The 23,623-nt window shown below is 69.7% G+C and carries 19 protein-coding genes; 10 read left to right on the top strand and 9 right to left on the bottom strand.

The window, feature by feature from the left end:
* Positions 1 to 113: 113 nt before the first annotated feature.
* From D1J63_RS25655 to D1J63_RS25635, 5 genes are all read right to left on the bottom strand, one after another.
* Entirely contained in the window at positions 114 to 1,256 is a 1,143-nt protein-coding gene (locus tag D1J63_RS25655) for a DUF475 domain-containing protein (RefSeq protein ID WP_125632002.1), read from the bottom strand.
* A 49-nt stretch (positions 1,257 to 1,305) separates the two neighbouring features.
* Entirely contained in the window at positions 1,306 to 1,881 is a 576-nt protein-coding gene (locus D1J63_RS25650; protein WP_003976437.1) for a TerD family protein, read from the bottom strand.
* Between the two features lie 183 nt (positions 1,882 to 2,064).
* Positions 2,065 to 2,640 (bottom strand): calcium homeostasis/redox stress adaptation protein, encoded by a 576-nt coding sequence (locus D1J63_RS25645; RefSeq protein ID WP_102930837.1) that lies wholly within the window; start codon positions 2,638 to 2,640, stop codon positions 2,065 to 2,067.
* Between the two features lie 165 nt (positions 2,641 to 2,805).
* Positions 2,806 to 3,264, bottom strand: a complete 459-nt coding sequence (locus D1J63_RS25640) for a peroxiredoxin (RefSeq protein ID WP_102930836.1) — start codon at positions 3,262 to 3,264, stop codon at positions 2,806 to 2,808.
* A gap of 164 nt (positions 3,265 to 3,428) precedes the next feature.
* The gene (locus tag D1J63_RS25635) at positions 3,429 to 3,866 is read right to left on the bottom strand and encodes a DUF3052 domain-containing protein (RefSeq protein WP_061444981.1); all 438 of its coding nucleotides are present in this window, start codon (positions 3,864 to 3,866) and stop codon (positions 3,429 to 3,431) included.
* Positions 3,867 to 4,302: 436 nt separating this feature from the next.
* Between D1J63_RS25635 and aceE the strand changes: the two genes are divergently transcribed.
* Positions 4,303 to 7,059 (top strand): pyruvate dehydrogenase (acetyl-transferring), homodimeric type, encoded by a 2,757-nt coding sequence (aceE, locus tag D1J63_RS25625; RefSeq protein WP_125632000.1) that lies wholly within the window; start codon positions 4,303 to 4,305, stop codon positions 7,057 to 7,059.
* 504 nt (positions 7,060 to 7,563) lie between these two features.
* Here aceE and D1J63_RS25615 read toward each other — a convergent pair.
* Positions 7,564 to 9,174 carry an MFS transporter gene (locus tag D1J63_RS25615; protein ID WP_125631998.1) on the bottom strand — a complete coding sequence of 537 codons (1,611 nt, stop codon included), beginning with the start codon at positions 9,172 to 9,174 and terminating at the stop codon, positions 7,564 to 7,566.
* A 115-nt stretch (positions 9,175 to 9,289) separates the two neighbouring features.
* Here D1J63_RS25615 and D1J63_RS25610 point away from each other — a divergent pair, with 115 nt between their 5' ends.
* The 3 genes from D1J63_RS25610 (at position 9,290) to D1J63_RS25600 (ending at position 12,181) form a co-directional block, all read left to right on the top strand.
* Positions 9,290 to 9,973, top strand: a complete 684-nt coding sequence (locus D1J63_RS25610) for a TetR family transcriptional regulator (protein ID WP_102930833.1) — start codon at positions 9,290 to 9,292, stop codon at positions 9,971 to 9,973.
* 54 nt (positions 9,974 to 10,027) lie between these two features.
* Complete coding sequence (locus D1J63_RS25605) at positions 10,028 to 11,248, top strand: alpha/beta hydrolase family protein (RefSeq protein ID WP_125631995.1); 1,221 nt, start codon at positions 10,028 to 10,030, stop codon at positions 11,246 to 11,248.
* Between the two features lie 66 nt (positions 11,249 to 11,314).
* Positions 11,315 to 12,181 carry a DUF4429 domain-containing protein gene (locus D1J63_RS25600; RefSeq protein ID WP_125631993.1) on the top strand — a complete coding sequence of 289 codons (867 nt, stop codon included), beginning with the start codon at positions 11,315 to 11,317 and terminating at the stop codon, positions 12,179 to 12,181.
* Between the two features lie 79 nt (positions 12,182 to 12,260).
* Here the strand turns inward: D1J63_RS25600 and D1J63_RS25595 are convergent, their stop codons facing one another.
* Both D1J63_RS25595 and D1J63_RS25590 read right to left on the bottom strand, forming a co-directional pair.
* Positions 12,261 to 13,277 (bottom strand): aldo/keto reductase, encoded by a 1,017-nt coding sequence (locus D1J63_RS25595; RefSeq protein ID WP_125631991.1) that lies wholly within the window; start codon positions 13,275 to 13,277, stop codon positions 12,261 to 12,263.
* The gene (locus D1J63_RS25590; RefSeq protein ID WP_164712972.1) at positions 13,274 to 13,771 is read right to left on the bottom strand and encodes a MerR family transcriptional regulator; all 498 of its coding nucleotides are present in this window, start codon (positions 13,769 to 13,771) and stop codon (positions 13,274 to 13,276) included. The genes D1J63_RS25595 and D1J63_RS25590 overlap by 4 nt, the downstream gene beginning before the upstream one ends.
* A 96-nt stretch (positions 13,772 to 13,867) precedes the next feature.
* Between D1J63_RS25590 and D1J63_RS25585 the strand changes: the two genes are divergently transcribed.
* The 4 genes from D1J63_RS25585 to D1J63_RS25565 all read left to right on the top strand — a co-directional run bounded on the left by D1J63_RS25585 (position 13,868) and on the right by D1J63_RS25565 (position 20,686).
* On the top strand, positions 13,868 to 14,338 hold the full coding sequence (locus tag D1J63_RS25585) for a GNAT family N-acetyltransferase (RefSeq protein ID WP_125631987.1): 471 nt from the start codon (positions 13,868 to 13,870) through the stop codon (positions 14,336 to 14,338).
* A gap of 19 nt (positions 14,339 to 14,357) precedes the next feature.
* Complete coding sequence (locus D1J63_RS25580; RefSeq protein WP_125631985.1) at positions 14,358 to 15,179, top strand: serine hydrolase domain-containing protein; 822 nt, start codon at positions 14,358 to 14,360, stop codon at positions 15,177 to 15,179.
* 709 nt (positions 15,180 to 15,888) lie between these two features.
* Positions 15,889 to 20,307, top strand: a complete 4,419-nt coding sequence (locus tag D1J63_RS25570; protein WP_240798750.1) for an RICIN domain-containing protein — start codon at positions 15,889 to 15,891, stop codon at positions 20,305 to 20,307.
* Positions 20,264 to 20,686: a hypothetical protein gene (locus tag D1J63_RS25565; protein WP_125631981.1), complete on the top strand. Its 423-nt coding sequence runs from the start codon at positions 20,264 to 20,266 to the stop codon at positions 20,684 to 20,686. The genes D1J63_RS25570 and D1J63_RS25565 overlap by 44 nt, the downstream gene beginning before the upstream one ends.
* Positions 20,687 to 20,754: 68 nt before the next feature.
* Here the strand turns inward: D1J63_RS25565 and D1J63_RS25560 are convergent, their stop codons facing one another.
* Positions 20,755 to 21,414: a pirin family protein gene (locus tag D1J63_RS25560; protein WP_125635808.1), complete on the bottom strand. Its 660-nt coding sequence runs from the start codon at positions 21,412 to 21,414 to the stop codon at positions 20,755 to 20,757.
* 284 nt (positions 21,415 to 21,698) lie between these two features.
* On the opposite strand from D1J63_RS25560, the gene D1J63_RS25555 reads away from it, so the two are divergent.
* Entirely contained in the window at positions 21,699 to 23,051 is a 1,353-nt protein-coding gene (locus D1J63_RS25555) for a transposase (RefSeq protein WP_241235606.1), read from the top strand.
* A 77-nt stretch (positions 23,052 to 23,128) separates the two neighbouring features.
* Positions 23,129 to 23,623 carry a DUF3145 domain-containing protein gene (locus D1J63_RS25550; protein ID WP_061444967.1) on the top strand — a complete coding sequence of 165 codons (495 nt, stop codon included), beginning with the start codon at positions 23,129 to 23,131 and terminating at the stop codon, positions 23,621 to 23,623.

Genomic DNA, 23,623 nt, shown 5'->3' with positions numbered 1-23,623 from the left:
CCCGAGGAGTCGTCCTCGTCGGCCGCCCCGCTCAGAGCGTTCCTCGTCCGGGCCGGGTTCACACCAGGGGCGCGGGCGCACCGGGGGCGCGCCCCGGCCCGGAATCAGGGGTTTCACACCCCGGAGGAGACCTCCGCCTTCTCCTGGTCGCCGTCTCCTCCGGCCGCCGCCAGTGCGCGGTTGCGGCGCACCGAGGACCAGAAGGACCAGGCGATGAGGGCGACGCCGACGAGGCCGGTGATGACCTCGTGGATCTCGTACTGGATGGTGACCAGCAGGATGATCGAGAGGGCGCCGATGGCGTAGTGGGCGCCGTGCTCCAGGTAGACGTAGTCGTCGAGGGTGCCCTGGCGGACCAGGTAGACCGTGAGGGACCGGACGTACATGGCGCCGATGCCCAGGCCGAGGGCCATCAGGACGATGTCGTTGGTGATGGCGAAGGCGCCGATGACGCCGTCGAAGGAGAACGACGCGTCGAGGACCTCGAGGTAGAGGAACATGAAGAACGCGGCCTTGCCGGCCAGTTTGACGGCCGACCTGGGCTTGCCGGTGCGGGCGGCCGCCTCTTCCTCCTCGTGCTCGCGTTCCTCCTCCTCTTCGAGTTTGTCCTCGAAGTAGCCGGAGAGACCGCCGACGATCATGTAGGTGATCAGACCCGCGATACCGGCGAGCAGGACCGTCTCCGCCTTGTCGGCATGGGCGCCGCCGTGCTGGTGGGCGTGGGCGCCGAAGGTGATCGCGGAGACGAGCAGCACGATCAGGGCGATGCAGACCGACAGCATGTCGACCTTGCCGAGCTTGGCCAGCGGGCGCTCCAGCCAGGCCAGCCACTTGATGTCCCGGTCCTCGAAGATGAAGTCGAGGAAGATCATCAGAAGGAACATGCCACCGAAGGCGGCGATCGACGGATGGGCGTCCGTCACCAGCTCCTGATAGCGGTCCTTGTCGGTGAGCGCGAGGTCGACGGCCTCGATCGGCCCGAGCTGGGCGCTGATCGCCACGATCACGACCGGGAACACCAGGCGCATGCCGAACACGGCGATCAGGATGCCGATGGTGAGGAAGATCTTCTGCCAGAAGGCATTCATCTTCTTCAGGATCCCGGCGTTGACCACCGCGTTGTCGAAGGACAGCGAGATCTCCAGGATGGAGAGGATCGCCACGATGCCGAAGGCGGTCCACCCCCCGTAGAAGACCGCCGCGACCAGGCCGAGCGCGGTGACCGCGAACGACCAGCCGAAGGTTTTCAGAAGCACTGGCTACCCAATCGTGTGTGTACGGGGCTCCCCCGCGCCGTACTCGGCTTTACGAAACGTTGACTCCGAAGTCTAGAGCGATGCCCCGAAGCCCAGACGCGTACCCCTGCCCCACTGCACGGAACTTCCACTCGCCCTGGTAGCGGTAGAGCTCGCCGAAGATCATCGCGGTCTCCGTGGAGGCGTCCTCGCTGAGGTCGTAACGGGCCAGTTCCTGGCCGTCGGCCTGGTTGACGACCCGGATGAAGGCGTTGCTGACCTGGCCGAAGGTCTGGCCGCGCTCGTCGGCCATGTGGATCGAGACCGGGAAGACGATCTTGTCGCAGTGGGCCGGGACCTTGGAGAGGTCGACCAGCAGCGACTCGTCGTCGCCGTCGCCCTCACCGGTGAGGTTGTCCCCGGTGTGCTCGATCGAGCCGTCCGGGCTCTTGAGCTGGTTGTAGAAGACGAACCACTCGTCGCCGAGCACCCGGCCGCTGCTGCACACGAGCGCGCTCGCGTCGAGGTCGAAGGGTGCTCCGGTGGTGGAACGCGCGTCCCAGCCGAGCCCGACCAGTACCTGCGTGAGGTTCGGTGCGGCCTTGGACAGGGAGACGTTGCCGCCCTTGGCAAGCGTGACGCCCATGTGATGGTCCCTCCCCGGGTGATGGTTCTTGGGTTTCCTGCGCGTCCGGCGCCGCACGTAAACCGTGCGGCGCCGGACGTATCGAGACCGTGGCCTCGCCGGACGATCGAGGCCGTCGTCCCGGCCGTTCAGTCGCTCGGCCGTTCAGTCAATCGGCCGTTCAGTCGCTCGGACGCTCGGTGCTCAGACGTTCACGCCGAAGTCCTGCGCGATGCCGCGCAGGCCGGAGGCGTAGCCCTGGCCGATGGCGCGGAACTTCCACTCCGCACCGTGGCGGTACAGCTCGCCGAAGACCATGGCGGTCTCCGTGGAGGCGTCCTCGCTCAGGTCGTAGCGGGCGATCTCGGCCTCGCCGGCCTGGTTGACGACGCGGATGAACGCGTTGCGGACCTGGCCGAAGGACTGCTGGCGGTTCTCGGCGTCGTAGATCGAGACCGGGAAGACGATCTTCTCGATGTCGGCGGGCACGCCGGCGAGGTTGATCTTGATCTGCTCGTCGTCGCCCTCGCCCTCACCGGTGAGGTTGTCACCGGTGTGCTCGACCGAGCCGTCCGGGCTCTTCAGGTTGTTGAAGAAGATGAAGTGCGCGTCGCTGGCGACCTTGCCGGCGCTGTTCAGCAGCAGCGCGCTGGCGTCGAGGTCGAAGTCGGTGCCGGTCGTGGTGCGGATGTCCCACCCCAGACCGACGATGACCGCGGTCAGGCCGGGGGCCTCCTTGGTCAGCGATACGTTGCCGCCCTTGCTGAGGCTGACTCCCACGAGTCCTCCATTGGTGTCCAGGGGCGGGGTGCCCCGTAGTGCGTGGATATCGGATCAACGAGTCGATCCTAGTGACGGGTTCCCGCCCCCCGCAGTCCCCGGAGCCGACAAATCACGTGGTGTCGGCACCCGGGACCGGCACCCGGCGTCGGCGGCGGGCGCCGCTCACAGGGTGTCGAGCGCCTTCACGTACTCGCTCAGGTCACGGGCGTCCGGCAGGCCGTTGACCACGGTCCAGCGCACGACGCCCTCCTGGTCGATGATGAAGGTGCCGCGGACGGCGCAGCCCTTGTCCTCGTCGAAGACGCCGTAGGCGCGCGAGACGTTGCCGTGCGGCCAGAAGTCGGAGAGCAGCGGGTACTCCAGGCCCTCCTGCTCGGCGAAGACCCGCAGGGTGTGGATGGAGTCGTTGGAGACGGCGAGCACCTGGGTGTCCCGGTCGGAGAACTGCGGCAGGTTGTCGCGGACCTCGCACAGCTCGCCCGTGCACACACCGGTGAAGGCGAAGGGGTAGAAGAGCAGCACGACGTTCTTGCGGCCGCGGAACTCGGACAGCCGGACGGTCGCGCCGTGGTTGTCCTTGAGTTCGAAGTCGGGGGCCTTGTCGCCGACCTGGATCGCCATGTGCCGTTCGTCCCTTCCGTCGGGAGATCTCCGCGGGGGGATCTCCGTGGGTGATTCGCTGGAAACACCCTACGCAGGGACGGTCGCGGTCCCGCGGACGGGCCGACAGCGGTCGGCTGCCGGTCCGTCCGGGGTCCGGTTCGTCTCGTCGCGGAGCCTTGCGGCTACCGCTTGGACTTGGCGGCCTTGGGCGTCGCCAGCCGGCTGCCGCTCCAGTCCTTACCGACGCTGACGCTCTTGGACGCCGTCAGTCCGGCGGTCGTGGAGGCCTCCGAGATGTCACTGGCCTCGACGTACCCGTCACGGCCGGTCTTCGGCGTGAGAAGGAGGATCGACCCGCCCTCTTCGATGTACGTGGTGGCATCCACCAGCGCATCCGTCAGGTCGCCGTCGTCGTCACGGAACCACAGCACGACGGCATCGGCCACGTCCTCGTAGTCCTCGTCCACCAGCTCGCCCTCGACGGCGCTCTCAATGGCCTCGCGGAGCTCCTGGTCGACGTCGTCGTCGTAGCCGATCTCCTGGACCACCTGCCCGGGCTGGAAACCCAGCCTGGCGGCAGGGTTCGTCCGCTCCTCCGCGTGGTCCGCGGTCGCGCTCACGGGTTGCCTCCTGATCATGTTTCGGTAGATGTCTTGGGCCTCGCGCGTGCGCGAAGCTTGGCCGTAGTCCACACGGGCGGGACGGATCGCGCAAGTACCCGGCGTCTGGGACCGCCGAAACGGTGACGATCCCGGCCGTGTCGTCGCAACTCCAGCCATGCCGTCCAGCCCGAAGGTGACGTACACCACACCTATCTGCCCCGTTTGCGTATTTGGGAACCATGTGTGGGTACGAGACTCGAATGAACGTGCCCCCGATCCTCACGGGAAGACCGGTTACCCCACGGTACAGATGACGATCGCCCCCGCGAGGTACACGATGGGGAACCAGCGGGGGAATCGGCGCAGACACCCGAAATGGCACGCGAAACGGCACCCGGGACGGACACCCGGGAAGTCACCCGGAAAAACGGCCCTCCGACAGCGAAGGAACAGCGTGGCTTCCGCATCCGATCGCAGTGATCGCAGCCCGATCATCATTGGCGGCCTTCCGAGTCAGGTTCCTGACTTCGACCCCGAGGAAACCCAGGAGTGGCTCGACTCCCTCGACGCCGCAGTCGACGAACGCGGCCGGGAGCGGGCCCGTTACCTGATGCTGCGGCTGATCGAGCGGGCCCGCGAGAAGCGCGTGGCCGTGCCCGAGATGCGCAGCACGGACTACGTCAACACCATCCCGACCAAGAGCGAGCCGTTCTTCCCGGGCAACGAGGAGATCGAACGCAAGATCCTCAACGCCACCCGCTGGAACGCGGCGGTGATGGTCTCGCGCGCGCAGCGGCCCGGTATCGGCGTCGGCGGCCACATCGCGACCTTCGCCTCCTCCGCCTCCCTGTACGACGTGGGCTTCAACCACTTCTTCCGGGGCAAGGACGAGGGCGACGGCGGCGACCAGGTCTTCTTCCAGGGGCACGCCTCTCCCGGCATCTACGCGCGCGCGTACCTGCTGGACCGGCTGAGCGAGCAGCACCTGGACGGCTTCCGCCAGGAGAAGTCCAAGGCGCCGTACATGCTGTCGTCGTACCCGCATCCGCGGTCGATGCCGGACTTCTGGGAGTTCCCGACGGTCTCCATGGGCCTCGGTCCGATCGGCGCGATCTTCCAGGCGCGGATGAACCGCTACATGCACGCGCGCGGGATCGCGGACACCTCCAGGTCGCACGTGTGGGCGTTCCTCGGCGACGGCGAGATGGACGAGCCGGAGTCGCTGGGCCAGCTGTCCATCGCCGCCCGCGAGGGCCTGGACAACCTGACCTTCGTGGTCAACTGCAACCTCCAGCGCCTGGACGGCCCGGTGCGCGGCAACGGCAAGATCATCCAGGAGCTGGAGTCGATCTTCCGGGGCGCCGGCTGGAACGTGATCAAGCTGATCTGGGACCGCACCTGGGACCCGCTGCTGGCCCAGGACCGCGACGGTGTGCTGGTCAACCGCATGAACACCACCCCGGACGGCCAGTTCCAGACGTACGCCACCGAGTCCGGCGCCTACATCCGCGACCACTTCTTCGGCGACGACCACCGGCTGCGCGCGATGGTCGAGAACATGACCGACCAGCAGATCCTGCACCTGGGCCGCGGCGGACACGACCACCGCAAGATCTACGCGGCGTACAAGGCGGCGCTGGAGCACAAGGGCCAGCCGACGGTCATCCTGGCCAAGACGATCAAGGGCTGGACGCTCGGCCCCAACTTCGAGGGCCGCAACGCCACGCACCAGATGAAGAAGCTGACGGTCGACGACCTCAAGCGCTTCCGCGACCGGCTGCACCTGCCGATCTCCGACAAGGAGCTGGAGTCCGGCCCGCCGCCGTACTACCACCCGGGCCGGGACACCGAGGAGATGCAGTACATGCACGACCGGCGCCTCGGCTGCGGCGGTTACGTGCCGACCCGGGTCGTGCGGTCGAAGCCGCTCGCGCTACCGGACGACAAGACGTACGCGACCGTGAAGAAGGGGTCGGGCCAGCAGTCCATCGCGACGACGATGGCCTTTGTGCGCCTGCTCAAGGACCTCATGCGGGACAAGGAGATCGGCAAGCGGTTCGTGCTGATCGCACCGGACGAGTACCGCACGTTCGGCATGGACTCCTTCTTCCCGAGCGCGAAGATCTACAACCCGCTCGGCCAGCAGTACGAGTCCGTGGACCGCGACCTGCTGCTCGCCTACAAGGAGGCGCCGAACGGGCAGATGCTGCACGACGGCATCTCCGAGGCGGGCTGCACGGCCTCGGCGATCGCGGCGGGCTCGGCGTACGCCACCCACGGCGAGCCGCTCATCCCGGTCTACGTCTTCTACTCGATGTTCGGTTTCCAGCGCACCGGCGACCAGTTCTGGCAGATGGGCGACCAGTTGGCGCGTGGTTTCGTCCTGGGCGCGACCGCGGGCCGTACGACCCTGACCGGCGAGGGCCTCCAGCACGCGGACGGGCACTCGCAGCTGCTCGCCTCCACCAACCCGGCCTGCGTCGCGTACGACCCCGCCTTCGGGTTCGAGATCGCGCACATCGTCCAGGACGGCCTGCGCCGGATGTACGGCGGGGACGAGCAGCATCCGCACGGCGAGGACGTCTTCTACTACCTCACCGTCTACAACGAGCCCATCCGGCACCCGGCCGAGCCGGAGAACGTGGACGTCGAGGGCATCCTCAAGGGCGTCTACCGCTTCAGTGAGGGCACCGGCGGCTCGATCCCGGCGCAGATCATGGCGTCCGGCGTCGCGGTGCCGTGGGCCGTGGAGGCGCAGCGCATCCTCGCCGAGGAGTGGAACGTGCGGGCCGACGTCTGGTCGGCGACGTCCTGGAACGAGCTGCGGCGCGAGGCGGTGGCCTGCGAGGAACACAACCTGCTGCACCCCGAGGAGGAGCAGCAGGTGCCGTACGTGACGCGGAAGCTGGCGGGTGCGCAGGGGCCGTTCGTGGCGGTGTCCGACTGGATGCGGTCGGTGCCGGACCAGATCGCGCGGTGGGTGCCGGGAACGTACCAGTCGCTGGGCGCGGACGGGTTCGGCTTCGCGGACACGCGCGGGGCGGCGCGGCGCTTCTTCCACATCGACGCCGAGTCGATCGTGGTGGGCGTGCTGAGCGAGCTGGCGCGGGAGGGCAAGGTCGACCGGTTGGTGCTGAAGCAGGCGATCGACCGGTACCGGCTCCTCGACGTGACGGCGGCGGACCCGGGGGCGGCCGGCGGGGACGCGTAGGGCGGCGGGAGGCCGACGCGACTCACCCCCACCCGTCACGGGCGGGGGTGAAACACCCGGGCGACGGGTGATGCCGCGTCGCGGCTGAAAACGGTGGCGGGTCGGGCCCCGCGAGCGCCGCGCGCTCCGGCCCTCCCCCAGTGCTGAACGCCTGGGGGGACCCCCATCGTGACCACGTCCGGCCACGTGAGCGGGGGTGCCTGCGCGATACCTGTCGGAAGCTCGCCGTCGGCGCCACCGACCGTTCCCTGAACTTCTCGTGAGGTTCGGGTACCCCCGTGCGGCCTGTCATGCGTGCTTCACGGCGATTCGGGTCGGCTGCCAACGTGCTGCCTGCGCGCCGCCCCCCTCCGGCAGCGCGCCGCAGCCTCACGCCCTCCGTGCCCTGCGGAGGACGTGACCCACTGTGACCTGCGGCGCCCGGCGGAGGGGAGGGTTCGCGGACCCTGTCACCCTGATGGACGAACCGGGCGACAGGGCCGGAGCGAGAACCCGCAGGGCGGGTCAGATGTGACCGACGCCCGCGCCCGCCTCCGCGTTCTCACCGCGCTTGGTGAGGAAGGCGACGAACACGGCCACGACCGCGACCCCGGCGGCGACGAGCGAGGCGAGGCTCATGCCGGAGATGAAGGTGTCGTGGGCGACGTCCGTGATCTTCCCGGCGACCTCGGCGGGGGTGCCCTCGGGCACCGGCGGGACACCGACCCGGACCGCCTCGGAGGCCTGGTGCGCCTGTTCCGGCGTCAGCTCGGGAAGCCCCGCGTCCGCCCAGTTGCCGGCCAGGTCGTTGTCGACCTTGGAGGCCATCACGGCACCCAGCACGGCCGTGCCGAGGCTGCCGCCGATCTGCATCGCCGCCTGCTGGAGACCGCCGGCCACGCCCGAGAGCTCCATCGGCGCGTTGCCGACGATGACCTCGGTGGCGCCGACCATGACGGGCGCGAGGCCGAGGCCCAGCAGGGCGAACCAGAGCGACATGAGGCCGCTGCCGGTGTCCGTCTCCAGCGTCGAGATGCCGAACATGGCGACCGCGGTGCACACCATGCCGCCGGCCAGCGGGATGCGCGGGCCGACCTTGGTGATCATCGCGCCGGCCAGCGGCGAGGCGACGATCATCATGCCGGTGAGCGGCAGCAGGTGCAGACCGGCGTCGACCGGGCTCATGCCGTGGACGTTCTGCAGGTAGAAGGTGACGAAGAACAGGCCGCCCATGAAGGCGATGGCCATCAGGACCATGAGGACCACACCGGCCGACAGCGGCACCGAGCGGAACATCGCCAGCGGGATCAGCGGCTCCTTGACCTTGGTCTCCCAGACGGAGAACAGGACGAAGCCCACCACCGCCCCGCCGATGTACACCCACGTCTGACCGGAGCCCCAGCCCCACTCGGGAGCCTTGATCAGCGCCCAGACCAGGGCGAACATCGAGGCCGACAGCAGCACGATGCCCACGACGTCGAAGGAGCGCGGCGCGTTCTCGGCCCGGTGGTCCAGCAGGATCATGACGCCGAGCACGACGGCGACGATGCCCACCGGCACGTTGATGAAGAACACGGACTGCCAGTTGACGTGCTCGACCAGCACGCCGCCGAGGATCGGACCGCCCGCGGTGGAGGCGCCGATGACCATGCCCCAGATGCCGATGGCCATGTTGAGCTTCTCGGCCGGGAAGGTGGCCCGCAGCAGGCCGAGCGCGGCCGGCATCAGCAGCGCGCCGAACAGGCCCTGGAAGACACGGAAGACGATGACGGCGGCGATGCTGCCGGACAGCCCGATGGCGCCGGAGGAGGCCGCGAAGCCCGCCACGCCGATGAGGAAGGTCTGCCGGTGGCCGAAGCGGTCACCGAGCTTGCCCGCGGTGATCAGGGCGACCGCGAGGGCGAGGAAGTAGGCGTTGGTGATCCACTGGACGTCCGCGAGGCTGGCGTCCAGGTCGTCCTGGATGGCCGGGTTGGCGATCGCCACGATGGTGCCGTCCAGGGCCACCATCATGACCCCGACCGCGACGGTGACGAGGGTGACCCACGGATGGCCGCGCCATCCCTTGGCGGGCGCTGAATCCGTCGGTGCTCCGTCACCCGGCCCCGGCTTGCCGAGCGTGGTCTGACTAGTCATACCGCCGAGGCTAATGACAGCCGCTGACAGTTGACAAACCAATTCACGAGTCAGTAACTGACAGGACTTCCCCCGTATAGCCTGAACTGGGGAAACCGTACGAAGGAGACGACTTTTGAAGGTGGCCGGCACATCGGCGCCGCCGGAGACCGCACCCGCGGCCTCCCGCCCCGGCCTGCGCGAACTCAAGAAGCAGCGCACCCGGGACCTGCTGCTGCGCTCCGCCCTCGAACTGTTCACCGAGCACGGTTACGAGGAGACGACCGTCGACGACATCGCCGAGGCCGCCGACGTCTCCCAGCGCACCTTCTTCCGCTACTTCGCCTCCAAGGAGGACGCGGCGTTCTTCGTGTCCCGCCTCGCGGAGTCCCGCTTCGTCGACGCCGTGCACGCACGTCCGCCCGAGGAGGCGCCCCTGGACGCGCTGCGGCTGGCCCTCGCGGAGAGCTGGAACACCATCGGCGAGGCCGTCGAGCAACTCGTCCCGCTCGAACTGCACATGCGCTTCTACCGGGTGATCGAGTCCACGCCCGCGCTGCTCGCCGCCCATCTGCGCCGCGCGACGGAGCTCGAGGAGGAGATCGCCCGCGTCATCGCCGGCCGCGAGGGCCTGGACATCGACCGGGACCCGCGCCCCCGGGTGGTCGTGGCCGTCTTCGGCGCCGTGATGCGGGTCACCGAGCGGATCTGGTCGGCGCGCGACGACGCCGGCCTCGCGGCCCTGCGGGACCTGACGGCCGCTTACCTCGACCAGGTGACACCCGCACTCGCCGGGAACTGGCGCCGCGCCGAAACGTGATCCGTGTCACTGGATTCACGCGAGACCGGCCCGTTCTCCTAGTGTGTCCTCCCAGTGACTTCCTTCGACACCTCCCCGCAGCTCAACGTCTGGCGCGTCCTGCTCGCCCTGGCCGTGGTGTTCGTGATGCTGGCGACCACCGGCTGGACCGCCCTGCGCGACCAGCGGGGCCCCACGGCCCTCGAAGCGTCGGTCTCGGCCTGGGAGCACGGCCGGATCGACGGACGGCGACTGCCCGACGCCCAGGCGACGCCCGCCCGGCTGGCCCGCTTCTTCGCCTCGCTCACCGCATGGCAGCGCACGAGCCTGGCCCACCGGTATCCCCTGGCCGTCGGCAACATGAACGGCGCCCCCGTCCAGCTGCGCTACGTCGCCAACCGCTCCGCGCTGCGGCAGGCCCGGTCGGTGGAGCGCGCGCGCATGCACGACAAGCGACTGTCCCGGACCGGGCAGCGCGAGGCGGCCCGGCGGATGCACAACTACGAGTCGCTGCTCGACCCCGGCCGGCACATCCTCGCCTTCGACCCGGCGGGCTCGGGCAGGGTCGCCGAGGTCTTCGGCAACCTGAACCGCGCCGACCGCGTGTCCGTCGTCGTGCCCGGTGTGGACACCGAACTGCTCACCTTCCAGCGCACCGACCGCAAGAAGTACTCGGCGCCCGTCGGCATGGCCAAGTCGCTGTACGCGGCCGAGCGCGCGGCCAGCCCCGGCACCGGCACGGCCGTGATCGCCTGGGCCGACTACACCTCCCCCAGCGGCCTCGGCATGGAGGCGGCCACGGCGAACCGGGCCGAGCACGGGGCCGTACGGCTGAACGCGCTGCTGCGGGCGCTGCCCGGCAGGGCCCCCGTCTCCCTCTTCTGCCACAGCTACGGCTCGGTGGTGTGCGGCCTGGCCGCCGACACGCTGCCCGGCCGGGTGACCGACATAGCGGTGGCCGGCAGCCCCGGCATGCGCGCCGAGAACGCGTCCCGCCTCGACACCTCCGCCCGTGTGTGGGCGATGCGGGACGCCGACGACTGGATCCAGGACGTGCCGTACCTGGAGGTCGGCGGCCTCGGGCACGGCGCCGACCCGGTCTCCGCGGCCTTCGGGGCCCGGGTGCTGTCCGCGCGGGACGCCCGGGGGCACAGCGGCTACTTCGTCCCCGGCACGGACAGCCTGCGGAACTTCGCGGGGATCGGCGTTGGCGCATACCGCACGGTCGCCTGCGCCGGCGAGGACGACACATGCCGGGCGGATTTGTCCGTGGCGACGGCGGCCGGACGCGCGTAGAGGCGCAGAAACTCCGGTTTGCACGGGGAGGGGACGGAGGGGCTCGTGCCGCATACGATGAGCCGCATGGGTGACGTACTGGCTGGATTTCATGCCGCCTGGGAGTTCGAGTCCGACTCCGTGCTCATCCGTTACGAACGGGGGATTCGAACACCCAAGCTCTTCCAGGCCCTGGGGGAACGCCGCGTGCCCCTGGAGGCGATCGAGGGCGTGACGCTCACGCCCGGCAGGCGCGGCAGCGTCGTGCTGCGCGTCGAACCGCGCGCGGGCGCCGATCCGCTGATCGAGGCGGCGGCCGGACAGCTGAAGGAGGGCGGCGATCCCTACCGGCTGGTGCTGCCCGCCGAACGGGCGACGCTCGCGGAGTACTACGCCGACGAGCTGGCGGCGCTGCTGACCGAGTCCGGCAAGACCGAGCGCTATCTGGTGGCCCCGCCCGAGGCGCCCCTGCACTTCAAGGCGTACGACGGGAAGGCGTCCTTCGACGGGGAGGCGGTGTCCTTCCGCTGGTCCTGGACGGGCGCGTCCTCGGCGAAGTGGAAGGCCGGCGACCAGAGCTTCCCGGTCGCCGGCCTGGGCGGGGTGGAGTGGCGCTCCCCCGAGATGTTCGAGGGGTACCTGCGGCTGCTCCCGCGCGACGCCGACCCGTCGGCCGCCCCTGCCGTCCCCCAGGCCGACCAGGACCCCGCGGCGGTCGTGTTCGGGCTCGGGTACGGCCCCGTGCACGAGTCACTGCCGTTCGCGGCGGCGGTGCTGGCGGCGGTGCGGGAGCGGAGCGCGAGCACCCCGGTGCCGGTTCCGGTGCCGGCGCCCCGACGTGACCCGGCGGACATCGCCGAGCGGATACGGCACCTGGGCGAGCTGCACCAGCAGGGGCTGGTGACGGACGAGGAGTTCTCCTCGAAGAAGGCGGAGTTGCTGGCGGAGCTTTAGCGTCTGCCGGGTTCCGTTTCGTCTTCGGGTGCGGGTTGTCCGTGGCTGGTCGCGCGGTTCCCCGCGCCCCTGAGTGTCTCTACTCCCGCCCGGCAGACGTGAACGTCATGTCCGCGTACCGGTCGCCCGCGACCTTCTCCGCGATCGGCTCCAGCAGGGACAGCTCGTCCTCCGTCAGGACGATCCGCGTCGCCCCCGTGTTCTCCTCCACCCGCGTCGGCTTCCGGGTGCCCGGGATCGGGATCACCGGCAGGCCGTGGACCTGGGCGCGCTGGTGGACCCAGGCCAGGGCGATCTGGCCCGGGGTGGCGCCGTGGGCCTCGGCGAGGGTGCGGACCGGGGCGAGGAGGGCCGCGTTGGCCGCCGCGTTGTCGCCGGTGAAGCGGGGCTGCTGACGGCGGAAGTCGTCGTCGGTGAGGTCCTGGTCGGCGTTGGTGAAGGAACCGGTCAGAAAGCCCCGGCCGAGCGGGGAGTACGGGACGAGGGCCACGTCCAGTTCGCGGGCGGCCGGCACGACGCCCGCCTCGATGTCCCGGCTGAACAGCGACCACTCCGACTGCACGGCGGCGATCGGATGCACCGCCTGCGCGGCCCGCAGCTCGTCCCCCGTCACCTCGCTCAGCCCGAGCTGCTTGACCTTGCCCTCGCGCACCAACTCGGCCATGACGCCGACGGTCTCCTCGATCGGCACGTTCACGTCGCGCCGGTGCATGTAGTAGAGGTCGATCACGTCGAGGTCCAGGCGGCGCAGGCTCGCCTCGACGGCCTCGCGGACGTACGGCGCGTCGTTGCGGATGATCCGCCGGGTCGGGTCGTCCGGCGGGATGGACAGGGCGAACTTGGTCGCCACGACGACCTCGTCGCGGTGGGCCCTGAAGAACGGCGCGAGGAACCGCTCGTTCTCGCCCGCGCCGTAGGCGTCGGCCGTGTCGTACAGCGTGACGCCCAGCTCCAGCGCCCGCTCCAGGGTCGCCCGCGAGGCGTCGGCGTCCGTCGGTCCGTAGGCGAAGCTCATGCCCATGCAGCCGAGGCCCTGGACGCCCACCTCCGGGCCGCCCGCGCCGAGTCGTGCCGTCGGGATCCTGCTGTCGGTCATCGGTTCCTCTCCCCTTCACGGGTGCGTCCGGCGTCCCCGTAGAAGCTGATCTTCCGGTCGAGTACGGCGAGGGTGTCCTGCAGCTCGGCGATCCGCGTGAGCACGTCGCGGCGGGTGGACTCCAGCAGTTCCCGCCGGTCGAGGTAGGTGCTCTCGCCCTCGCGCACCAGCTCCGCGTACCGGACCATGTCGGCGACCGGCATGCCGGTCAGGCGCAGTTTGCCGACGAAGTCGAGCCAGTCCAGGTCGCGGTTGCTGTAGCGGCGCTGCCCGGTGTGCGAGCGGTCGATGTGGGACATCAGGCCGATCCGCTCGTACCAGCGCAGCGTGTGGGCCGTCAGGCCGGTGAAGGCGACGACCTCGCTGATCGTGTAGCGGTCCTGCCCGTCGGGGCGCGGGTGGCGCCGGGGCGGGGCGGAGCAGATGTCGGTTCTGGTGGCGTTGCTGGTGGCGTTCGGCGCGAGCGTCTCGGCCGTGGTCTGCATCACCGTCATGACCTCAACGCTATGACCTTGGAGTGCACTCCAGGCAAGCGCCACCGGTGAGAAAAGGGTGGGACACACGGCCCGCCGCTCACTACCGTGCCGGACATGAGTCTCGTACGCCGTGCCGTGGCCGAGGACGCGGAGGAAGTGCTCCGTCTCCGACAGGTGATGATCGCCTCGGTGACCCCCGACGCCCCCACCGACTGGCAGGCGGGGTCGCTGCCCGGCCTGCGGGAGAGGCTGGCCGATCCGGACGGGAGCTTCGCGGCGTTCGTGGTCGACCACCCGGAGCGGCCGGACGCGCTGGCGGCACTGGTGGTGGGAACGCTGGAGTACCGGATCGGTGGGCCGGGGCGCCCGGGGAACGGTCTGATCGGATACGTCTTCAGCGTCGCCACCGACCCGGACGCCCGGCGTCGCGGATACGCGCGGGCGTGCATGGACGAGTTGCTGGAGTGGTTCCGCGTGCGCGGCGCCGGACACGTCATGCTGACGGCCTCCCCCGACGCCGAGCCGCTGTACGCGTCGCTGGGGTTCACGCGCGACACGACCCCCTCGATGCGGCTGTACCTCTGAGCCGCTTAGGCTCGACGCCATGTCCTTGAACAGCCTCGCGTCGATCGAGAACTGGCCGGTCCCCACCGCAGCGGCGGGCGTCGTACGGGCCGACGGCACCGTCCTCGGCACCCACGGCCCGGCCGCGCACCGCTTCCCGCTCGCGTCGGTCACCAAGCCGCTCGCGGCGTACGCGGCCCTCGTGGCGTACGAGGAGGGCGCGATCGAGCTGGAGGAGCCCGCCGGGCCCCCCGGGGCGACGGTCCGTCACCTGCTCGCGCACACCTCGGGCCTGGCCTTCGACGAGCACCGGGTGACCGCCCCGCCCGGGGAGCGCCGGCTGTACTCCAACGCCGGTTTCGAGCAGCTCGGCGACCACATCGCGAAGGCGGCGGACATGCCGTTCGCCGAGTACGCGCGGCAGGCGGTGCTGGAGCCGCTGGGCATGGCGCACACCTCCCTCGACGGCTCCCCGGCCAAGGACGGCGTGTCCACGGTCGAGGACCTGCTCCGCTTCGCCGCCGAGGTGCAGGCGCCGCGCCTGCTGGACCCCCGGACGGTCGCCGAGGCGATGACGGTCCAGTACCCGGGCACGAAGGGCGTCCTGCCGGGCTACGGCCACCAGAACCCCAACGACTGGGGCCTCGGCTTCGAGATCCGCGACGGCAAGTCCCCGCACTGGACGGGCTCCACCTCCTCCCCGCGCACCTTCGGCCACTTCGGCCAGTCGGGCACCTTCCTGTGGCTCGACCCGGACGCGGCCCTGGCCTGCGTGGCACTCACCGACCGCGCCTTCGGCCCGTGGGCGGTCGAGGCGTGGCCACCCTTCACGGACGCGGTGCTCGCGGAGACCCGCGGCTGAGGCACCTCACCGGAACGTCCGTCGCCTGCGGACCGGTTGCGTGATTCAAGAACCCGGCCGGTCCGGACGTCACCCTCGGCGCACACGCCTGGCAGGCGTTCGTCAACGGCCTGCGGTAGTCCCGCTCAGCGCCTGTCGGCCGACGACACAGGGAGGCATTTTTCAGCTCAACCCCTATCGGCCGGCTCCACCTGCCGGGACAGCATCTAGACAGGTAGCACACAGAGCCCGCATTCAATCGCCACCACTTCTCCACAGTCGCGTTTCAGCCGAACCAGGCTCGCGATCTTGTGACGTGATCATGGCGCATGCCTACAGTGACCCGTCGCGCCGGACGGAGACCACCTCTTCCGGTGCGCGGTCACAGGACGGCCGTGGAAAGCCGTAGGCGTGGTGACGGGTTTCGTCGTGCCTTCCGTTCCTTCGTCCGGGGCGTCTTCGTCCGTCTCCGTCATCGACGAAGGATGCCCCTGTGCGTCTCAGACGTCCTCGCAGACCCTCTGACGGCCCGCCCGGCACATTGGGCCGGCGACTCCGTGTCACCTCTGTCCCCCTCGTACCGCTGACGGTCATCGGCGCCGTGATCGCCGGACTTATCGGACCCGAACCCCCGTCCGACGGCCCACTGCCCGGCACAGGTGCCGTCGCCGACAGCTACAACGGCTTCGACGCCGACGCCGCCGAGCAACTACGGCGGGATCAGTGCCTGATGGCCGACTCTCTGCGGCTCGGCGGCCCTCAGATGAACACCCTGGCGCAGAATGCGCTGGACGCGACGCCGGAAGAATTGCGCCTCGCAGCGAATCGCGAGTACTGGACCGACACACCCCTGGCAACGGCGTTCCAGAAGGACAAGAGCGCCTTCGGCCAGAACAACAGCGCACTCGACGCACGCAAGGCAGCCTGGGAAGAGCCCCTGAAGGGGCTGTCGTACCCCGGCGGCTTCACGTCTCAGGCCGATTTCTACTGGCCGCCAGGAACACCCACCGGAGACGACTTCTTCAATCAGGTCGGCTACTCGAAGTGGCTCGGGGAGCAGTACTGGAAGGACGAGAGCCTCTTCTACAAGGACCCCACCCCGCTGGCCGACGAGGCCACTGTCCAGGCGGTGCAGGAGCTCGGAACCCCGCTGTACGGTGATCCCGACCCGTCGCTGCCGAGCAACGAGTGGCAGCAGGCGTACGCCGAGAAGCAGGCATTCGAAGAACTCACCGGCGGCCTCACCGAGATGGGGGCGGACGACGCCCGGCTCTTCCTCTCGTCTGGTGGTTTCCCCCGGGTCGCCCCCGAGCCCGGCAGTCTGCCGTTCCGGCTGGCCGTCGAGGACCTCAAGACGCGGTTCGCGGCCTGCGCATGGCGCAACCCGATCGACCCGAGCAAGGTGCTCGGCAAGGTGGTGGCCACGGCCTCGGCGGAGTGGCAGCGGGAGATCGCCGCGCAGTCCACTCAGCGCAGCCAGATCATCGACGCCAACCGGGACGCCACGCAGGCGTTGGAGACGGGCGCGAAGGCGCTCGGAGAAATGCTCGGCCAGTCCTGGGTCACGGACCACCTGGCCCGTTGGCAGGACTACTGGTCGCCGGGTGGGGAGGGCTGGATCGGTGACAGCCCAATGATCGTCCACATCCACGCCGCTTCCGACAAGTGCCTGGAGGTCGCGGGCAACTCGCAGGCCGACGGCGCCGTGGTGCAGATGTACACCTGCAACGGCGGCGCCAACCAGAAGTGGCGGATCGACGGCGACGCCCTCGTGAACGTCAACTCCGGCAAGTGCATCGACGTCAAAAGCTCCGGCACCGCCGACGGCACCGTCATCCAGCAGTGGACGTGCAATCAGACCGGCGCACAACAGTGGGAGTTCACCCCCAACCGCACCACCCAGCTGCGGAACACGGGCAGCGGCAAGTGTCTTGACCTGCACACCTATGCCAACAGCCAGGATGCGTGGCTATGGCGGTGCAACGGCACCGACCCGCAGAAGTTCGACATCGTGCCGTCCGGCCACAACGGCACGGACGATGTCGACTACCCGACATCCGGTCAGTTCACGAAGGCGTCCAGAGGCGTCCTCAGCGCACGGGTCAGGGCCACTGAACAGCTTGAGGTGATCAGGCAGCAGGCCCAGATCGCGGGCATGGCGGTGACGGACTCCGACGAGTCCCTGAACACCGCGTACGCCATCGCCGACAGCGCGGGCACTCCCCGGGGCCGGGCTCTGCTCGTCGGCCAGCAGAAGGACCAGGTCACCAAGGCGTCCTCCGCCGCGCTGAACGCGATGCTCAAGGCCGGCGAAACGGCGTTGGCCGCCACCAAGGCCTCCGCCGGTGACAGCGCGGCCATCGCCGCACGAGCAGTGACACAGGCCGCCGGTACCCAGGCCGCCTTCCGCACCGCCGCCGCCCGGGCCGCCAAGGAACAGGCCAAGGCCGCGGCCGAGGCAGCCGCCGTCCAGGCGAGCAACGCCAAGGCCGCCCGCGACACTGCCAAGGCCAAACTCACCGAGACGCAGAACGCCGAAGCCGACGCTAAGGCCGCCGCGGCCACCGCCCACGCCAAGCGGCTCGCCGCGGAAAAGGAGGAGGCCACCGCCAAGGCGGAGAAGGAGACCGCGGCGCAGAAGCAGGCCGAGGCAGCCGAGCACAAGACCAAGGCGCAGCAGCGCGCGACCGAGGCCAAGGACGCCAAGGATCGGGCGGAGACCGCCGACACCACCGCCACCGAGAAGCGCAAGGGCGCGGAAGCCGCCCGCGACAAGGCCAAGGCCCTGCGTGACGACGCCTGGGAGGCCGAGCAGAAGGCGAACGCCGCCCGTGCCAAGGCCGACGCCAAGGAGGCCTATGCCCAGGCATCCGCGGCCGAGGACAACGCGCAGGAGGCCCGGAAGGCCGCGAACGACGCCGATGCCGCGGCCGACGACGCCGAGACGGCGGCCGTAGCCGCCCGCTCCGAGGCGGACAAGGCGACCAAGGCCGCGGCCGACGCCGACGCGGCGGCCACCCGGGCGGAGGCCGCGGCCAAGCGTGCCCGGGCCGATTCCGACGCCGCCCAGGCCGCCAAGCTGACGGCGGACGCAGCCGTGAAGACGGCGACCAGCGCCGCAGCTGAAGCCATCAAGGCGTCGAAGACCGCGGCGACGGCGGCCCGTACGGCGGTGGAGCTGGCCGACGACGCCGAGCAGCACGCCGCCGACGCCAAGAAGGAGGCGGACGCGGCGAAGGGCGAAGCGGCAACCGCACTCGCCGGCGCCAACGAAGCCACCGGTCACGCGTACACCACGGCCCAGGCAGCCGTCGACGCCGGCAACTCGGCCGCGCAGGTTGCGGCGCCCGCGAACGACGCCATCCAACTCGGCTCGCCGTACGTCACCACCGACTCGGCCGCCGGACTCGCCGTGCTGACCGGACAGTCGTCGAAGACGATCGCCGAACAGCAGAAGGCCGTCGCCGAGGCGCACGCGCAACACGCGGAGGAGTCGGCCGCCCAGGCGCAGAGCGTGGCCAACGCGGCAAGCGGTGACGCCAAGGCCGCCTACACGCTGGCCGCCGAAGCACTCGGCTACGCGGCGGACGCACGGAACTCCGCCAAGGAGGCCCTGGGGTACTCGGCAGAAGCAGCCTCGTACGCGACCCAGGCGGCACAGTCACTCAGCCGCACCATCGCCTACGACACCCAGGCCACCGAGGACGCGGCAGCGGCCGACCGCGCGGCCGGCCGGGCCGAGGGCCACGCGAAGGACGCCCGCGACTCCGCCGATACGGCAGCCCTGGACGCCGAGGCCGCCCGCACCGCGGCGACCGAGGCCGAACAGGCCGCCAAGGATGCCCGGGACGCCGCCGACCACGCCGCCATTGAGGCCGCAGCGGCGGAGGAGGCCGCCAAGGACGCCCAGAAGTACGCCGAGTCGGCCCAGCAGGCAGCTGAGCAGGCCGAGGCGAAGGCGAACGCGGACCAGATCGACGAGGGAACGGTCGTCGACCAGGCCGGCGTTCCCATCGGCGACCTGTTCTACGTGGTCGACCACATCGTGAAGATCGGCGAACCGGAGGTCGTGAAGCAGTCCGACGGCTGCGAGGGCTTCATCGACGAGCTCTTCTACAACGGCGACTGCACCATGACCACGAAGCTCCACTACAAGGAGGTGTTCGACCTCTACCTGTGCACGGCGGAGGACCTGGACGCGTCGCAGTACATGTGCCCCTCCGGCGCGACGCTCTACCTCGGTGAGTACACCTCCGAGGAGATGTCCACCGAGGTCACCCACACCATCACGATCGCGGAGTACCAGAAGGGCGTCGACCCGGTCGACATCCTCTTCGGCAGCTGGATCAAGTGCGCCCAGAAGATCGCTCCGGGCGGCGCGAGCGGCAGCTGGGGCGGCTGCGCCTGGGCGGGCGTGGACGTCGCGAGCCTGTTCGCGGGCAAGATCATCAGACCCATCGCAGATGCCGTCAAGGCGCTCGACGCCGCCGCACGAACCGGCATTGGTTTCGCCGACGCCTACAAAGCCCTTCGCACACTCGCCCTTCCTGCGGACGCTGCTCTGCAAATAGGAGTCAAGGGACTCGACGGATTCGTCAAGACCTGCACCAGGACGCGTGCGAGACTGACGGCGCGGGCTTCCGCAGCCGTCGGCGGATGCCCCGTAGGACTGATCGCCTACAACTCCGACGAGCTAAGTCACATGGCGTACGCCTTCAGGCAGGACTCCGGGTACTACGGGGCTTCTCACAACGTCGCGGTGGCGAAGGTACCCGGATGGAACGACCCCAAGACCGGTGACCTCGTAGTCGGAAACAGCAAATTTGCCGGACACTCCGAAACTGAAATTCTGGACAAACTGACAGCAAAGGGGTTCGACCCCAAGGACATCACCGCCCTGTACACGGAACGACAGCCCTGCAAGGACTGCGCCAATGAACTGCTTGGCGCTCTCAAGGCAGGCACCCCGGTCACTTGGTCGGTTCCTTACGAGACCGCTTTCGCAAGCGCGGCGAAACAACTACTGGCGAAGTACATCAGCCAGGCCGGCGGCGGGCGCGCAGCACGATCCCTGACGGACCAGCACCTGGAGGAGCGAGGAAATCATGACCAAGTACGACTTCGATCTGCCTCCGAAGGCCTCACCTGAAGTCATCGCCGAGCGCGAAGGGCTGGCCGATGAAGTGTGCCGGGAACTGGAACGGGCCGGGCTCCCCGTACACCGAGGGGGCCTTGAAGCCGGACCGCACGACAGACCTGGCGCGGATGTACATGTCGACACCTTCGAGGACGGCGGCGTGTACGTCGATTGGAACTCCGCCAAAGAACTCAGAGACGCCGCCCTCCAATTGTTCGAGAAGGGAATCGACTTCACGAACCCACCCCGAGTTGTCGTCCACCACAAAAATGTTCACGACCACATGCAGAGCGCCCTTCTCGGAATCCTCGTCTCGGCGGGATTCCAAGTCGAAGAGGCAGACCGCTTCACTCACGGAACCGCAGTCCTTGTAAAGGAGCGGCAGGGCTGATCCATCCAGGTGTGAGCCGTGAGCCTCGTCGAAGCCGGGTTGCGCCGGCTTCGACGAGGCCTGCCGCATCAGCGGGCCGTCATCTCCCACGCCAGCAACTCAGCGCCCTGCGCCCCCGCCACAGCGTCCGAGCCCTCCGCTGCCGTGATCCGCGCCGAGTCCCCCGCGCCCAGCCTCTCCCCGCCCAGCGTCACCTCGCCCCGCACCACGTGCGCGTACACGTACGCCCCGTCCGGCACCGCCGTCCGCTCCCCCGGGGACAGGCGGCGTACGTGGAGCATCGCGGCGGCCTCCGGGACGGCGTACGGGGTGGAGTCGGCGATGCCTCGGACGATCTCGTAGGCGGGGTCGCCGCCGGGGTCCAGCGGGGCCAGCCACATCTGGACGAAGGTGAGGGGGACGGCGGCGTCGTTGCGCTCGACGTGGCGGACGCCGCCCGCGGAGCTGAGGCGTTGCACGTCACCGGCGCGGACCACCGTCTCGTGGCCGGTGCTGTCGCGGTGGGTCAGCTCGCCCTCCACGACCCAGGTGACGATCTCGGTGTGGCTGTGTGGATGCTCGTCGAAGCCGGCGCCGGGGGCGAGACGCTCCTCGTTGCAGGCCAGCAGGGCCCCGAAGCGGAGGTTGTCGGGGTCGTAGTGGGGGCCGAAGGAGAAGGCGTGGCGGGAGGTGATCCCGGCGGCCGGATCACCGCCCGGATAGCGCTCGTCGGCGCGGCGTACGTCCATCACGTCGTTCACCAAATTCTTGCGAAGAGGCTCCGGCGTTCACGCCGGGGAGGAATCGCATCCGAGTACGGCGATGCGGAACGTCGCCGGAGCCCGGATACGGGTGCGGAGCGCCTGTATCGCTACCAGCATGACCCATGAAGAAGCGAACACGTGTACCTGCTGTCGCTGGTCGGGGCGGCGATTGCGGGAAAGTCGGGTATGTGTGCGGCTATCGTACGTATGATCCTTCGCAGGGTTCGGGACGGCACGGGGTCCTGGCCACAGGGCGTGAAGGGGGCGAGATGGCGCAGGTGGGGGCGGGTGAGAAGGTCGGTCATGCCCGGTACACGTACCGGTTGCGGGTGTCGTCCGCGGCTCGCGCCCTGCTGGGGGCGGAGTGGGGCCGGTGCCGTTGGGTGTGGAACGAGTGCGTCGCCAAGTCCAGGGCGGTGCATCTGCGCAACAGGGCGACCGGCGAGAAGGCCACGTGCGGCCCGGCGCAGCTGGACAGGATGCTGACCGGGGCCCGTTCCCGTACGCCGTGGCTGCGGGAGGGCTCGTCGGTTCCCCAGCAGCAGATCATCCGCGACTTCGGACGCTCCCGCGCCAAGGCGCACAAGGACATGGCCGAGCGTCTGCCTGTGGCGCGCCGGGCCGGGATGCCGACGTGGAAGACCCGGCGTGAGTCGCCAGCGACCCTGAACTACACGCGGCGTGGGTTCCGGCTGAAGGAGGGCCGGCTGCATCTGGCGGGCGGGATCATCCTGTCGGTGGTGTGGTCGAGGGAGTTGCCGGCCGAACCGTCCTCGGTACGCGTGTACCAGGACAGCCTCGGGCACTGGTACTGCTCCTTCGTCGTCCCCGCCCAGGTCCAGCCCCTGCCCGCGACCGGTCGCGTCCTCGGCGTCGACTGGGGTGTGAAGGAGACTGCGACCACGACGTCCGACGCGCACGACCTGCTGCACCCCTCGCACGGCGGGAAGGCAAAGGGGAAACTCACCCGGTACGACCGGATGATGGCCCGCCGTAGGCCGAAGAAGGGGGCGGTCGGATCGAGGGGCTACCGGGCAGCGAAGCGGCTGCGGGCGAAGGCGCACAAGAAGGTCGCCCGGCAGCGTGCGGACACCGGCCGCAAGTGGGCCAAGAAGGTCGTCCGCGACCATGACGCCGTCGCGGTGGAGGACTTCCGGCCGAAGTTCCTGGCCAGGACAAACATGGCCCGCAAGGCCGCGGACGCCGCCATCGGCGCCACCAAGGCCGCCCTGATCGAGATGGGCCGCAAGCACGGGCGGGACATCCGCCTGGTCCACCCCGCGTACACCACGATGGACTGCGCGCAGTGCGGAGCGAGAGCCAAGCACGCACTGCCGCTGGGTGAACGCACCCACACTTGCACCGCCTGCGGAACCACAGCCCCACGGGACAAGAACTCCGCACGCGTCATGCTCGCCCGGGCTGGTCTCAACCCGGCTGGCGCCGATGGCACAAGACCTCCTGGAGCGCCGCTCGCAGGAGGCAGCCTGAGTCAGGAATCCCCTTCCCCTCAGGGGAGGGGAGGATTCAAACCCGTACAAGCGTCCTGCCGGGTGAATGACGGCGTTTTGTCGGCGGCGGGACCGACGGTACGTCACACTCCTTGCCCCGTCGCACGGTAGCCTCGCCATGAACGTGACCCGCCCGGTCACGGCCGTTCCACCCGTTCCGAGATGTCCCGCTCAGCCCGGAGGTTCCGGTGACGACACGTGGAGTCCTGTACGTGCACTCCGCGCCGCGCGCGCTCTGCCCGCACGTCGAGTGGGCCATCGCCGGGGTGCTCGGCACCCGCGTCGGCCTGGACTGGATCCGGCAGCCCGCCGCGCCCGGCACCTGGCGCTCGGAGTTCTCCTGGCAGGGGCAGGCCGGCATCGCCTCCAAGCTCGCCTCCGCGTTGCGCGGCTGGCAGCTGCTGCGCTTCGAGGTCACGGCGGAACCCTCCGCGGGCGTCGAGGGCGAGCGCTACAGCTGCACTCCCGACCTCGGCATCTTCCACGCGGTCACCGGCATCCACGGCGACATCATGATCCCCGAGGACCGGCTGCGCGCCGCCCTGGTCCGCTCCCAGCGCGGCGAGACCGACCTCGAGTCGGACGTCGCCAAGCTCCTCGGCAAGCCCTGGGACGACGAGCTGGAACCCTTCCGCCACGCCGGCGAGGGCGCCCCGGTCCGCTGGCTGCACCAGGTGGTGTGA

The sequence above is a fragment of the Streptomyces sp. KPB2 genome (assembly GCF_003950055.1).
In the GTDB taxonomy this organism is placed as follows: Bacteria; Actinomycetota; Actinomycetes; order Streptomycetales; family Streptomycetaceae; genus Streptomyces; species Streptomyces salinarius.
The sequence above is the reverse complement of the archived record's forward strand: the minus strand, read 5'-3'. Positions and strand labels throughout refer to the sequence as shown.

What these genes read in the sequence shown, in the direction of transcription:
- D1J63_RS25650 (WP_003976437.1), bottom strand. Translation starts at nt 1,881, where the DNA reads ATGGGCGTCACGCTTGCCAAGGGCGGCAACGTCTCCCTGTCCAAGGCC.
- D1J63_RS25640 (WP_102930836.1), bottom strand. Translation starts at nt 3,264, where the DNA reads ATGGCGATCCAGGTCGGCGACAAGGCCCCCGACTTCGAACTCAAGGAC.
- D1J63_RS25615 (WP_125631998.1), bottom strand. Translation starts at nt 9,174, where the DNA reads ATGACTAGTCAGACCACGCTCGGCAAGCCGGGGCCGGGTGACGGAGCA.
- D1J63_RS25600 (WP_125631993.1), top strand. Translation starts at nt 11,315, where the DNA reads ATGGGTGACGTACTGGCTGGATTTCATGCCGCCTGGGAGTTCGAGTCC.
- D1J63_RS25595 (WP_125631991.1), bottom strand. Translation starts at nt 13,277, where the DNA reads ATGACCGACAGCAGGATCCCGACGGCACGACTCGGCGCGGGCGGCCCG.
- D1J63_RS25590 (WP_164712972.1), bottom strand. Translation starts at nt 13,771, where the DNA reads ATGACGGTGATGCAGACCACGGCCGAGACGCTCGCGCCGAACGCCACC.
- D1J63_RS25585 (WP_125631987.1), top strand. Translation starts at nt 13,868, where the DNA reads ATGAGTCTCGTACGCCGTGCCGTGGCCGAGGACGCGGAGGAAGTGCTC.
- D1J63_RS25580 (WP_125631985.1), top strand. Translation starts at nt 14,358, where the DNA reads ATGTCCTTGAACAGCCTCGCGTCGATCGAGAACTGGCCGGTCCCCACC.
- D1J63_RS25570 (WP_240798750.1), top strand. Translation starts at nt 15,889, where the DNA reads ATGGCCGACTCTCTGCGGCTCGGCGGCCCTCAGATGAACACCCTGGCG.
- D1J63_RS25565 (WP_125631981.1), top strand. Translation starts at nt 20,264, where the DNA reads ATGACCAAGTACGACTTCGATCTGCCTCCGAAGGCCTCACCTGAAGTC.
- D1J63_RS25560 (WP_125635808.1), bottom strand. Translation starts at nt 21,414, where the DNA reads ATGGACGTACGCCGCGCCGACGAGCGCTATCCGGGCGGTGATCCGGCC.
- D1J63_RS25555 (WP_241235606.1), top strand. Translation starts at nt 21,699, where the DNA reads ATGGCGCAGGTGGGGGCGGGTGAGAAGGTCGGTCATGCCCGGTACACG.